Origin of the sequence: Streptococcus sp. 2018110 (assembly GCF_019754115.1) — a bacterium.
GTDB lineage: Bacteria > Bacillota > Bacilli > Lactobacillales > Streptococcaceae > Streptococcus > Streptococcus hashimotonensis.
Window position 1 is genome coordinate 281,752 of sequence record NZ_JAIJZO010000001.1, and the last position, 13,576, is coordinate 295,327.

Sequence of the window (13,576 nt, forward strand, 5' to 3'; positions counted from 1 at the left end):
AATACTTCCTCTCTTTTAAACAATCACACTAAATCTTATCATTAAATTCAAAACCAACGTGACGGGTATAGGTCAAATGTCTTGGCGTAATGTTTTCTGAGCTATATCCTTTACCGGTTGTAATACCACCTAAAATTAATGAGGTAGGAAAATTAGAAACAATACCTGTCGCAACACATACCGTCGGAGCATTTACGACAATTCTTCCAACTTTTTTGACTAAAGCAAATTCTCTAATAATCTTCCAATCTTTGGAATGGATGGTAAGTGTGTGACCTATTTTTAGTTCGTCTAATAGATTCATACACTTAACACAGGCCAATGTCCAATCAGGTTCTAAATACACTATTATTATCGGACACAGCAGTTTTCGACAAAAATAATCCTCTTCATTCATGTAATCTTGTATAGATACGAGGACCTTAGTTCCCTGAGGTACTTGTATACCAGCTTTCTCTGCTAACCAAATTGCTGACTTTCCGATGTAACTTCTGTTTACATTTTTTTCTGATTGTCTTAAAAATTTAGTTAAATTCTCAGTTTCTGTATCTGACAGCAAGTAGGCGCCATTCCTTTTCAGACTATCTTTAATTTGATCTGCAATAATATTTTCCGTAACAAGAAACTGTTCCGCTCCTGGTAAAATCCCATTCTGAAAACTCCTAGAGTGAATAACATCTCTAACTGCTTTTTCTAAATCCGCACTTCTCTCTATAAATACTGGACCAGATGACTCTCCACCAAATATTAACGGAGTGTTTGTAACAAACTTATTTGATATATATTCTGAACATCCAATATTAAGAATGAGCGAAACCTTATCACTAGACAATAATTCTACTATTCCTGCATCACTGATTGTTTCTCCTAAACTGATACCACCCTCTGAATATCCCGACTCTTCTGCTAATATGATTAGTTTTTTCAAACTATCTAAAGTTGCCTTCGTAGAACGTTGATTGGCAATAAATATCATAGCATTCCCTGTTTTCATTGCAAGTAAGCAAAGGTTTACTAATAGAGTAAATGTTGGATGAGAGGGCAACATAACGGCAATAACTCCTAGAGGAGCACCAATTTTTATACATTTTTCTTTGGGATTGCCACCAATAATACCAACATAGTTCTCATTCTGCAATGTCTCACCAAAACGTTTAATAAAATGTGTACACAAGAAAAGTTCATCTTCTTCTACGCCATAATCGTTTCCTGCAACAAAATCATGAACATAACCTCTCATACTAGATTGTAAAGACTTTATAAAAATAGAGATAATGGTATCTAAATCTTCTTGACCGTACTTTTCCAGATGAACAAAAGACATTTGACCGTTCAGAAGCAAATTTCGTATCTCTTGAATTGATTCCAAATCTTTGTCAATATATCTCATATCGTCCACACTTTCCTATTCTACTGTTTCTTCTGGGAACATCATTTCCAATGAATATCGATCAATAATTTTCTTCAAATCTTCATGAGGTCCTGGGATAACGACACTACTGTATACTTCAGTCCCCATCTTTTCTACCGCCTTAACCCCTGCTTCTACTGCTGTTTTACAAGCAGCAGTCTCACCTTGAACAATTACTGCAATATAGCCAGATGCAGTATTAACATACGCAATAACATCGACGTCTGAAGCTTTTACCATTGCATCTGCTGCTTCAAGTGCGTAGACAAGACCGAATGTCTCCACTGCTCCAATCGCTTGATATCTTTCCATTGCTTGCTCCTTTATCAATTATCAATATCATGTACAGAAACCATATCGCCAACTGACGAAATCGGTCTAGGCATCACATTGTGCGCTGTTAATTTCCCAATTGCATCTGCTGCACGTGCACCAGCTTCTACGGATGCCTCAACTGCCGCCACATCACCAACTACCATTATTGTTACTAATGTAGAGCCAACATTTTCATATGAAACTAGCTTAACATTACTAGCTTTCAACATCTTATCACACGCTTCTAGAGCTGGTACTAAACCAACCGTTTCAACAAGCCCTAAGGCTTGACCACCACGATATCTCATCTTTCTACTCCTTTAGCTTCGAAATTCTTTTGCGATATATTTTTCTACCGCATACCTACCGTCATCGTTTATTTGATAACGTATCCGTAAGTTACCATTTTCATCTAAATCATATCCAGTTTGAACCAGATAACCATTGCATTCCAAAGACATTAAATGTTCTAGGAATAAATCTTCCCTAAACTGTTTTTCATTTCCAAATTGAGATTTTAAAGCTGACATAACTTGGAACACATCTGCTTCTTCCACAGTGTTCATATAATTAAGTACAGCAGTCCTTGCTGGTAATAATTTCATGGATTATTCCCTTTCTTTTCTAAAAAAATCCAATGGGTTAGTTGTTACTAGTATCGCTCCTCCAATAATAACAAGTGAACCAACTACGATTGTTGTAGTAATTGGTTGTCCTAAGAAGAGAATACTCAACAGAACACCCCAGAGAGCGTAGGTGATATTTAATGACATTCCAATTGCAGTACCGACCATTGCATTCGAACGATACCATTCCATATATGAAATACCTACAAGAGTCCCAGAAATTAATAAAAGGAATACTAAGAATGGAGAGGTTAGTGTAGCGGTAAACAAGCCGGTAGCTCCGATAATTGGAACAATAATAACCATTTGTATCAAACCTGAAACCAATTGGCGTAACGTTACTGTAACTTCTGAGTCAAGCATCGCGCCACCAAAACTTGAAATAGTTCCTTCTAGCCCCCAACATACTGCGGCTACAACCGCTAAAATAATTCCTAAAGTGAAATTAGGAGCTCCTTCAGGCTTCACTAGATTAATTACGACTGCACCAGCGACACACATCAACATCCCCGCAACAACACGCATATTTAATTTTTGCTTCAAGAAAATAGCGGAAAAAAGTGCTCCAAAGGCTGCTGTAGTTGCTGAAATCGGAATTGCAAATGCACCAGCCAAATATAACCCAACTAAATAAGCTCCATTTGCAACTGGCCCTCCTAGAATATAACCTAATACCATTATTTTGCCAGGTTTAGTAGCCAGCGTCCTGCCGAGCTCCTGAAACTTTCCATTTTTTATAACTCCTAATAAGAGCATACATCCGCCGAGAAAATCGTTAATCGCCCCCATTACAAAGGGTGCGGCTAGAATACCTACGGCTGACTTAATGGGGTCAAAACCTTGTAGTATCATAATCACAAATGAGTATAATCCATAAAATAAGCCAGAAATAACTCCGCTTCGGATACCTGCAATATGGAATTTCCGAGTCGTTTCAACCATTTTTTGTTGTGCAATAGCGCTTGTTGTTTGTTCCATACAAATGACCTTCCATTTCTAGCAAACCACTACTCATTTAGTCGTAGGCAAGATAGTTTCCACTTCACTATGAGGACGTGGAATAACATGAACTGATATAAGTTCTCCTATTCTTTGTGCCGCAGCAGCGCCAGCATCCGTTGCTGCTTTAACAGCACCAACATCTCCCCGAACCAAGACAGTTACCAAACCGCCACCAACATGTTCTTTTCCGATTAAAGTAACGTTTGCTGCTTTAACCATTGCATCAGCCGCCTCTATTGAGCCGACTAATCCCTTAGTCTCAATCATTCCCAATGCTTCAGAACTCATGACACTACCTCCTTTATATATTTTTTACTAAATTGATAACTATGTTAATCATTTAATAGAGCAATAAAATACTTGTTACAGTAACATTGTAAACCCTTCCATAAAGTCAAAGTCAATTATTTTTTTATAATCTACAAAAATAATTTTATTATTTCGAGATTTATGAATTAATTCACTATTTTCCTATCTCTTACATTGATACTTACCTCAAATATGCTTATTATTTTGATTAGAACGTTCCGACAATTTTAATAACCAAGCATAATTTTATATATTTTGCAAGAAATTTGTTTGGAAAACTTTATCCTTAGGTAAAAGTTTGGAAGATGGGTAAAATTACTGTATTTTGTAATTGTAAAGTCATAACCACCCGTGAAAACGGGTGGTTATGACTTTGTAGTAAATGGATTTTCTACGGTACTTAGGTGTGAAAACTATGTGATATTGGCACATCCATTTGGTATGTGATAAACTGTAACTAGTTTTAGCCATGCTAAACTAGTCCACTGGACTAGTTTACTCCTCCTTGATCTGACCTGAACAATTAGATTATAACATGAAAAAGAAATGGAAGCTCAAAGCCTTATCAGCCACCAGCATAGCCGGTGGTTTTCTTGTTTTTCTCTTCGAGAAAAACTGGCTCGAAGCCATAGTCATAACCACCCGTGAAAACGGGTGGCTTGTACACCGGCTATAAGCCGTTTCTCTCCAGCGACGTCTAAAGACGTTCGCTGAACTTCGTTCAGGTTAGTGCTGTAATTACTTGACTAATGCCCGTAACAACGGGCTTTTATCTCGTTCTAAAACTGCCATCTGAAAATGGATCTTCATACTCTTTGACACTCAATTTATCAAGTGCAATGTCATTTTTCTCCTGCTCGCGAATATATTTCGCAACTGTCTTTTCATTCAGTCCAACGGTACTAACATAGTAGCCTCTAGCCCAAAACTTTCGATTTCCATACTTATATTTTAAATTGGCATGTTTATCAAATATCATTAGAGCACTTTTGCTTTTCAAATATCCCATAAAATCGGAAATCGAAAGTTTCGGAGGTATCAAGACAAGCATATGAACATGGTCTGCATCATGTGTCCCTCAATGATTTCCACGCCTTTGTATTGACATAGATGACGGAAAATATCAATTAAGTCCTGTCTAATTTTGTAGTAAATGGATTTTCTACGGTACTTAGGCGTGAAAACTATGTGATATTTGCACATCCATTTGATATGTGATAAACTGTAACTGGTTTTAGCCATTTCTTTTTCCTCCTTTATCTAACCTGAACAATTAGATTATATCAGGAAAAAGAAATGGAAGCTCAAAGCCTTGTCAGCCACCAGCATAGCTGGTGGTTTTCTTGTTTTTCTCTACGAGAAAAACTGGCTCGAAGCCATAATAAAAAGATTGAAGATGATATTTTATATCATCCTCAATCCATTCCATTAATAAAATGTTATTTTCGATTAATTTCCTCCTGTGTAACAACAGGAATAATGATTTCCGTTACAAATTCATCTAAATTTTGAGTAACCCAGTAGTCAATAACATGTCTCTCATAACATTCATTTTTTAAATCATATTTATGTTCTTCAGCATAATCTATCAAACGCTCGTATGTTTTACCTATACACTCTAACGGTCCTATATGATAGCAACTCAAAGCCATGAAACCTCCAAAAGTTGAAAAGCTTTCTGACTCTGGAAAGCAATGTTGCAGAATTGTCGCAAACTCACTTTCTCCGTTCATCTTACTTAGATAAGAACTGTATTTTAATATAACAGGACCCGACACCTCTAAGCTATGCGATTCTAAGTGCCTTATCCACTCAAGATTTATTATTGATTCCTTATAATTATAGTGATAAGGTTGTTCAAGGTAACAATAACTAGACTGCTCGGAATAGTATTTAACACTAATAATGGGTTCAGACTTTGAAATAGCAGATAACTTCAGATTCTGTAAACATAATTCCCCCTCAATAATCAACTCTAACCAATCATCTACTGATGAAAGCGCAATTGATAACTCCTCACGTTCTGCATTTATCTCATCGCGTCTTTTCTTGAGATGATGATAGTGTGTTGAACAACCAGCTACACTAATTAACTCTTTAATTCTCTTTAGATTCAAACCAACTTGCTGATAGTACTTAATTAGCGGTATCAACAGTAAAGTTTCTTTATCATAATACCGATATCCATTCTCACTCGAAATATGCGTAGGATGGATTAGGTCTAAGCTTTCATAATAGCGTAGTGTTTTCGTTGAAACACAGCTCATTGCAGCTGCCCTACCGATTGAAAATAGATTGTCTACTCCCATACACCCTCCTCTTTTTATTAGTAATATAAGCATACGATATGACTTCATCTTAATATACAATTTATTAATTGTCAACGTTTTCACAAAGAATTATTAATTTCAAAAAAGAATATATATCCAATAAAAATATACTAGGCAACCGAAATTACAGACAAATCAAGTAATAAATAGCCGTTCAATATCCAATAATTCCTTATTTTATATAATAATACCTGCGAATTACAACACAAATAAAAAAGAAGCTCAGATTGAAGAAAAAGTCCATTTTGGACAATTTTCTTCAATCTTTTTTCTTTATGTTGAAAATAAAAAACTCTCAGAAACGCCGAAATATAAATGTTTCTAAGAGTTTAATAATTTGCTATCTTTCGCAAACTTCTTCAATTTTATATATTTTTAGGAGTTTGTCTACGTTCTGAAGAAGCTATTTCTAGCTTCTACCTAAAATTCCTATCCCAATCTCCATCGTCATTTTTTCGAGTATAAAAGAACTCAGAAAAATCTGGATCATCCATGACTTTTAGGATTTCTAGCAAATCATAGGCTAAGTCCATCTGCGGTAAGTCTGTTTTCTTGACCCAACGCACCTCTCCCTCTTCAGTTGATTGGAGGGTTCCAGTAAACTCCGTCGCCTTATAGAGAAAGACCAGATAGCGATGCCCTTCCTTGTCGGGCCAATGTTTAACACCAACCAGGCGAGCATTTGTGATGACCAGGCCAGTTTCTTCCTCAACTTCCCGAACAACCGAGTCATAAAAATTCTCACCTTCCTCAACATGCCCACCTGGAAAGGCAACACCAGACCAACGATAACGCTTGGGATCTCGAATCTGTACAACGACCTTCCCTTCCTTATCTTCGATTAGACACATGTTAGTCAAAGTGACCATTTCTTTTCTAGCCATTTTTTCTCTCTTTCTGTTTTAAAATCATTCTATATTCTGTACGTTCCCCACCTAAATTGACCGTTTTTTTGACACCATCAAATCGGAAGCCAACTTTTTCATAGAAGGCAATGGCACGCGCATTCCCCTCCAATACCCAGAGAGTAACGGTTTCGTAGCTCTGCAATTTTGCCAAAGCCGCCTGCATGAGCTGGTAGCCTATCTTCTGATCATAATAGTCCGCCAAGACATAGAGGGCGTAGAGCTCCCCTGCTCCTGGCAAATCCTCCTGACTAGACGAGCCGTAACAGGCAAAGCCAACCACCTTATCATCCATCACAGCAATCAGGATATTCTGAGGATACCGAACCGCCCAGTCTTGACAGCGTTCTAAGGTGTAAGTATTCTTTAAAAATTCCTGAGGTAACAAGTCAGCATAGGCTTCCTGCCACGATTTCCAATGAACATAGGCCTTGCCTAGCATTTCACTTTCCGTTTCCAGTGGTTTAATCATCATCTAATATACCTCCGAATTTTTTCCTCTAGTATACATTAAAAAACAAGTTGGCACAAGACCAACTTGTTAATAATTATTTAATTAAAAATCGATGTTCTGAAGTCATTTGTAGAGTTCATCAAGGCTTGATAAACTTTCACTTTGAGTGCATGAACACGACTATTGTTCAAGTTGAGGCTGTTCGCTTGGATGTCTGCCTCCATGGCTTCTTTCATCAAGTTTTGCAACTGTTCAAAGCTTGTGATGGTTATTTCCTTGGTAGAATTTGCAACACCTAGTTCATACTGCATGGTAAACGGCTTGAGTTTGCCTGCTACTGCTTTTTCCAAACGCTCAGTAAACATGGCTTTCTTGAAATCAGCCCATGAAGTATATTGACCTTGGAATACATAGTCTAAGACAAGATTGTCTGTAATCAAACCAACATCTTTTTTAGTCCATGTATCGTAAATCTTAGAACCTTTTTCCATAGCTAGGTCAGACAACTGCCCGGAAGCATACGGCACAAAACCATCTGTGTAGCCTTTAGCTGCAATCAATTCAAAGGCCATACGGCGGAACATGATGTCGCCTGGTGAACCTTTTGAGTTTGAAAGGGCTGAGAAGTTAGCTGCAAACATTGGAACGCTGACATAACTGTTTCGATCCCACTTCTTGCTTGTGTTTGCTGTATTGTTCACATACTGGCGCTGAACGATAATACTCTGATCAATCAAATCATTGAAGGACTTCAAGCTTGCAACTTCGTCATCTGTCAATGCACGCGCAGAGTTTCCAGCATGGGTATCAACACCATTATTTTGGACATAGTAGTTTTCAATCTTACGCAACCATGCTTTCTTCGCTGCATCCGATTGAGCCAAAATGTTTGTACCTTCTAAGTAATCCAGTAAGTAAAGCACATCGAACTGATTATGGTAATACTCATTGAAATCAGCCTCGCTGTTGAAACGTGCAACTGGATCTCCGACATGGACACGGTTGGCATCATCGCTATTATAGACAGCGTTGAATCCAAGGTTCATCTCAGTGACATTGAAGACATTTTGCAGAAGACCTTGGGCATAAACTTCCATACCTTGACCAATACGGCGGCCATAGCCTTTCAGATAAATATCGCCATCTTGGTTGTGGACCATTTCGTGGGTATAAAGGGCTGTGCCATAATCTGACAGCATATCGTAAGTGATATAGTAGGTCTCACTTCCATCCGCAAAGGCAGTCTTAATAGACGGATGCTCACGGTACCACTTGTTGATAGGGCCGTAGAAATCTTGGATAGCATCAACATCGGCTGTCAAGTTGCGATAAGACTTCGTGCCGTCTGGACCATACATCATGTAACCTTCGTTATTGAGGACAGATCTGAAGAGCTTGTCACGGTTGGCTTCGTCCATCATCTTATACCAGAAGTCTGCATTATCACGCTGACGTTCTGCCGCCAAATCAACCATCTGACGAACCTTATCACGATTTTCCACTGTTGAATAATCATCTACATAGTGCTCATATGAACCAATCGCGATGGTGTTCATGTTGGTGATGATAAAGATATTTTCTTGTGGCAGGGTCAAGAGTGGCAAGAGCATGTGGTTGTACTTCCAAGTTGGGTTAGACACCGTGTCATTCACAATCTTGCTGTAGGCACCGACATTGTACTTGCTGTAAGTATCTGTCGTTTCCTGCTTAGCAGCCACTTCTGGAATCAAAGACTTACCTTCAACCACATAGGCTTTAGTGGTTTGTTTGAACCATTCATTGTTAGTCATTTCTGGTAAGAAGAGCTGACGATAGTCTTCCAGCATATCGAAAAGCTTGGTCTGATTATTTTGTTTACCAATGATAGATGCAAAAGTGGTCACGTTATTGTGGGCACGAAGAACATCATAGCCACCATTACCAATTGCAAGAATCATATCAAGGGCAGACGCCGCATCATTTCCGAAGAAGTCAGGTTCAAAGATGGTCAAATCTTTGGTATTCATCTCTCCAAAGTTGATGTCATACCAACGGTTCAAGTAAGTCAAACCGAGCACAAAGGCTTCTTTGTTATTGGTGATTTTCTCTTTGATGTAGTCTTCAGAAGCCTGACCTTGACCATTTAGACTAGCAACCAAAATCTTACGAACGTTGCTCTCTAGGTTGGCCATCACTTGTTCATAGCTTTCACCAAAGTAGAAGTCTTTAGCTGTGCCAGTCTGAGTATCCGCATTCAAAGTCGTTGGATAATTGATAATAGCCTTCATAGCATCCGAGTCAAGGACAACCGAAGAAAGGCTACTTACCAAGTCATTGACAAGGGCACTTCTGTCATTCAAGAATGATTCTGGCGTGTAAATCAAGTTCGTACCTGAAATGGTGTACTCGACCACATGATTATTCTTGAAATCTTCTAGATAAGAAACTGTCTTGTAATCCACAGTGCCATCTGCATAGTGAAGCATAATCTTATTGATATTGGCCTTCTCAGCGTAGACATCAGCAACTACAGCATTGTCCTTCATTGGTACAACATCCAGCAAACGAACCTTGTTTAGCTTATCATCTGTCGCAATCTTGTTTCCATAATAGACAAGAAGTTCCTTGTTGTAGAATGGCAAGATTTTCTCCATGTTGTAGTAGGCAATTTCATGGTCAGCCTGTGCCTTATCCAAGGTCAAGTAATCTACTGAATAGTTGTTTAGGTTGAGCGGAACTGAATCGTCAATTGTCGCTTGAATAGCCATAGCTTCCACTTTTGCTTGCGCTTCTTCATCAGTGATAACGGTGACGTTGGTCAAGCTATCAGATATTGTAGTGAAACCGTCTTTAATCTTACCAGTTGGATTTGCTGGTTGACCGATAATGCTTGTCGCACCAGTCATATCACTGATAACATTGTTAACATTACCACTATATGGAGCATAGGCACCCGTTACTTGGTTGGCACCTGCGATTCCACCGACGATGGCAGCTGATTCAGTCGTCACAATAGAACCAGTTGCATAAGAATTATAGACACTTCCTGGTACATCGTAGACAAGCATGGTACGACCGACGATACCACCAGCTACTTGATTTGCCGTACCTGGAAGGGTAATGGTCGCATCAACCTTAGCATTTCCAACACTTGCCATCGTACCGTTACCCAAGATACCACCAGTTAGGCTTGCATCGGTTCCAGTTACTTCAATACTACCCTTAAAGGATACATCCTTGATAGTAGAGTTGGTTGCAGAATGAACTAGACCAGAAACATGTTGCGGACCTTTAAGGCTTGCTTCTACTGCTACGTTTGTAATGGTTGCTCCATTGGCATTGATAGCAATTGTCGCAAGTGGGTTCTTAGAGGTTGTGTTTAGGCTTGCATTTTTGATGTCCAAGTTTTGAACTTTACCACCAAGGTTAAAGAACAATGGTGCTTTCAAGTTGCTGATAGAAAAGGCGTAGCCGTCATTTAAGCCATCCAAGGTGCCACTAAAGTTGGTCACATACGATGCAACATCTCCAACAGGAACTTCACTTGCGTCCAAATGCGCTCCTAGTTTGAAGGTACCTTTTGGATTTGCCTTCATAGCATCAATCAAAGCTTTGAAGGATGTATAGGTATTGGCATCCGTCGCCATCTTCGGAATGTAAAACTCACGGTTGGCAATGTATTTGGCATCCTTATCTTGCACCAATTCATCAAAGGATGAAACTAGTTTGAAGACTGCCTTGCCATTCAAGGTTGTTTCTTCAATGCTTGACACAGGTAGGTATACTTCCTTGAAGCGGTCTGAAGTCACCTTGATAAACAATTCATCTGTGGTTGTTGGCAGTTCTTCCAAGAATTCTTGACCGATGTAGCTACCATTCTTACGACGGTAAACAGTCACCGCATCAATATCCTTGATTTCAATCTTCTTGTAGACCAAATCAAATTTACGCATGCTTTCAAGAACAGCTTCTTGTTCTGAGCTTTGTTCCTGCTCTGCCATTGTGTAGAAAATCTTAGTCTTAACAGTGTAATCTGTGTAGAAATCAAGATTTTCAAGTGTCAACTTGCCATTTGGATCTGTAATGGCCTGTTCCTGTACCAAGGCACCTGTATTATCATAGAGAAGAGCAACAGCTCTTTGGAAGTTGGCAGTTTCGTCTGTCAACTTGTAGCTAATTGTCGCTGACTTGACATCGTCATTTTCAACCAAGTCTGTGATAATCACTTGTGGGACTTTTTCAACTTTTGTACCACGCGCAATCACTTGCTTGACTGGTTGTTTGGTGATTTCTTCTGTTACAGTAGGATTTTCCTGACGAACTCCCTTGATAGTCTGGTAAGTTGTTGTAACTGTCTTAGAACCATTTACCCCTGTTGTTACAACTTTTGTCTTACCTTCTAGCAGTGTCGGATCAGCAACATACTCTGTTTCAAAAGCGATGTCAACCGTTTCTGTGTCTGATTCGGTACCCTCGATTGGCTTGGTGCCTTTGAGAACCTCTTTCGTTGTTGGCTCTTCAAGGACTTTCTCAATCACTGTTGGGTTTGGTTGACGGACTCCGTTGATTGTCTGATAAGTAGTGGTAACTTCCTTAGAACCAACCTTACCTTCATTAACAACTTTTTCTTCTCCAACATAAAATTCTTCTGTTTCTGTGACTATCGTTTCAAACGGAAGCTCTTCTGTCGCGACAACGGTTTCAACTCCAAGAACATCTGCTGTTTTCGTGCCGACTCTTACAACTTCTGTTACTGGCGCTTTTGTCACTACATCTGAAACTTGTTCGGATTTAATCAGTACACCATCGGCATAATAATTCCTAGTCTCGATTGTCCGAACACCAGCTTGTCCCTTCTGTTCAACTTCACGGCTGCCTTCTGCCAAGTTTGCATCATAGATTTCTTGCACATCAAAGGCAATAGCTTCTGTATGAGTTAGTGTTTCTTCCGTTAAAGAAATCGTTGGAACTTCATGGCTCGGTGCCGAATCTGGTACACTTGTGACTGGCCTTGTTCCAACATGGATAATCTGTGGAGCAGCAGTTTGGTTAATCGTTTCAGAAACGGTTTCTGTTTTTACTAAAATACCGTCGATGTAGGTTTTCTTTGTCTCAATTGTCTTTTGTCCAGCTTTACCTTCTTGCACAATCTGTCTTGTACCTTCTAGCAAGGTGTCATCAGCAACTTCTTGTGTTTCAAAAGGAATAGACTCCGTGTAGGTAGATACTTCTTCTGTTATCTGTAAGGTAGGTAACTCGTGACTAGGCGCTGTATCTGGTACTTCTGTAACAATATCATCGGTTGCTTGTTTTGTACCAACTTCAACAATCTTTGGAACAGCAGTTTTTGTAACCGTCGAGGAAATCTCTTCTTCCGAAATAATTTGACCTTTTGAATGGACTTGTTTAATCGTTACAGTACGCTCCCCATCCTGTCCTTCTTGTACCACTCGCTCTGTCCCCGCAGATAATTGGGGATTTTCTACGGTTTGAATTTCAAATGGAATGGCCTCTGTCTTGTTGACAATGGTTTCTGTACGGATTCCTTCTGAAGCTGGGAATTCCGCTGTTTTTTCCTCTTCCGAAGTAGTTTGTTCAATAGCTTTGCTATCCTTCAAATATCCTACATAAACGTAGCCATCAATCTCAGCTGGGGCCGGTAACGCTTGTCCGGCAGATATTTCGATAGCATGGTTATATTGAGCCAAGATTTGACTCGTCAATGCTGAGCTAGTTGGACCCAAGAAGCTTGCTCCCGTAGCTGTCAAAAGGATGACGCCCGCCAACTCTTTCTTACCTTTTTTACCAAATCTAACAGCCAATAATAGGAGAGACACTCCGCCCGCCACCAATAGTCCGGTTTCTACGGAGCCAGTATTTGGCAAAACTTGAGACGTGCTTGTCGATGGAGTAGATGCTGTGCCAGTAGCTGGACGATAGATCAGGTAATAATTTGCATCCGTTTCCTGAGCTAAGCCAGGCAAGTCACGAATAATCAACTCCTTTTCTGCATCTGTCAATTCTTGCTCTGTCACATAGGAATAATTGATAGACTGAGCACTAGCTGACGGTGCTGCTGCGACCGACGATGCAAAAAACAAACTTGCTACAGCTGCCGAGACAAGTCCAATTGACAGTTTCCGAAAACCGAACCGCTGTCGTTTTTCACCAAAAATATTTTTCATAAAAACTCCCCTATTCCCTAAATAGTATAGAAACCATTATAACCTTTTATAGGGATAGGG

The 13,576-nt window shown here is 39.4% G+C and carries 11 protein-coding genes and 2 pseudogenes; 1 reads left to right on the forward strand and 12 read right to left on the reverse strand.

The features are described from left to right. Window positions 1-28 precede the first annotated feature (28 nt). The 7 genes and pseudogenes from K5Q34_RS01370 to K5Q34_RS01400 all read right to left on the reverse strand — a co-directional run. Window positions 29-1,390, reverse strand: a complete 1,362-nt coding sequence (locus K5Q34_RS01370; protein WP_221864376.1) for an aldehyde dehydrogenase — start codon at window positions 1,388-1,390, stop codon at window positions 29-31. A gap of 15 nt (window positions 1,391-1,405) precedes the next feature. Then, window positions 1,406-1,723, reverse strand: coding sequence for a BMC domain-containing protein (locus tag K5Q34_RS01375; protein WP_024408819.1), 318 nt, complete (start codon window positions 1,721-1,723; stop codon window positions 1,406-1,408). Window positions 1,724-1,737: 14 nt separating this feature from the next. After that, window positions 1,738-2,034 (reverse strand): BMC domain-containing protein, encoded by a 297-nt coding sequence (locus K5Q34_RS01380; protein ID WP_024408818.1) that lies wholly within the window; start codon window positions 2,032-2,034, stop codon window positions 1,738-1,740. A gap of 12 nt (window positions 2,035-2,046) precedes the next feature. Next, complete coding sequence (locus K5Q34_RS01385) at window positions 2,047-2,331, reverse strand: hypothetical protein (RefSeq protein WP_024390054.1); 285 nt, start codon at window positions 2,329-2,331, stop codon at window positions 2,047-2,049. Between the two features lie 3 nt (window positions 2,332-2,334). Next, window positions 2,335-3,330, reverse strand: a complete 996-nt coding sequence (locus K5Q34_RS01390; RefSeq protein WP_024390055.1) for a DMT family transporter — start codon at window positions 3,328-3,330, stop codon at window positions 2,335-2,337. Window positions 3,331-3,363: 33 nt separating this feature from the next. Beyond that, window positions 3,364-3,642, reverse strand: coding sequence for an ethanolamine utilization microcompartment protein EutM (gene eutM / locus K5Q34_RS01395; protein ID WP_024390056.1), 279 nt, complete (start codon window positions 3,640-3,642; stop codon window positions 3,364-3,366). Between the two features lie 390 nt (window positions 3,643-4,032). Continuing rightward, window positions 4,033-4,134: pseudogene (locus K5Q34_RS01400) on the reverse strand (IS200/IS605 family transposase); the annotation flags it as partial. A 64-nt stretch (window positions 4,135-4,198) separates the two neighbouring features. Here K5Q34_RS01400 and K5Q34_RS01405 point away from each other — a divergent pair. Further along, window positions 4,199-4,339, forward strand: coding sequence for a hypothetical protein (locus tag K5Q34_RS01405; protein ID WP_221864377.1), 141 nt, complete (start codon window positions 4,199-4,201; stop codon window positions 4,337-4,339). A gap of 93 nt (window positions 4,340-4,432) precedes the next feature. On the opposite strand, the pseudogene tnpA reads toward K5Q34_RS01405, so the two are convergent. The 5 genes and pseudogenes from tnpA to K5Q34_RS01430 all read right to left on the reverse strand — a co-directional run bounded on the left by tnpA (window position 4,433) and on the right by K5Q34_RS01430 (window position 13,516). Continuing rightward, window positions 4,433-4,905, reverse strand: a pseudogene (gene tnpA / locus K5Q34_RS01410) (IS200/IS605 family transposase). A 197-nt stretch (window positions 4,906-5,102) separates the two neighbouring features. Further along, complete coding sequence (locus K5Q34_RS01415) at window positions 5,103-5,972, reverse strand: MerR family transcriptional regulator (RefSeq protein WP_221864378.1); 870 nt, start codon at window positions 5,970-5,972, stop codon at window positions 5,103-5,105. Window positions 5,973-6,409: 437 nt separating this feature from the next. Next, a complete protein-coding gene (locus K5Q34_RS01420; RefSeq protein WP_221864379.1) occupies window positions 6,410-6,877 on the reverse strand; it encodes an 8-oxo-dGTP diphosphatase in 468 nt (155 codons plus the stop codon). Then, a complete protein-coding gene (locus K5Q34_RS01425; protein ID WP_221864380.1) occupies window positions 6,870-7,373 on the reverse strand; it encodes a GNAT family N-acetyltransferase in 504 nt (167 codons plus the stop codon). The genes K5Q34_RS01420 and K5Q34_RS01425 overlap by 8 nt, the downstream gene beginning before the upstream one ends. A gap of 77 nt (window positions 7,374-7,450) precedes the next feature. Beyond that, window positions 7,451-13,516, reverse strand: a complete 6,066-nt coding sequence (locus K5Q34_RS01430) for a ZmpA/ZmpB/ZmpC family metallo-endopeptidase (protein ID WP_221864381.1) — start codon at window positions 13,514-13,516, stop codon at window positions 7,451-7,453. Window positions 13,517-13,576 lie beyond the last annotated feature (60 nt).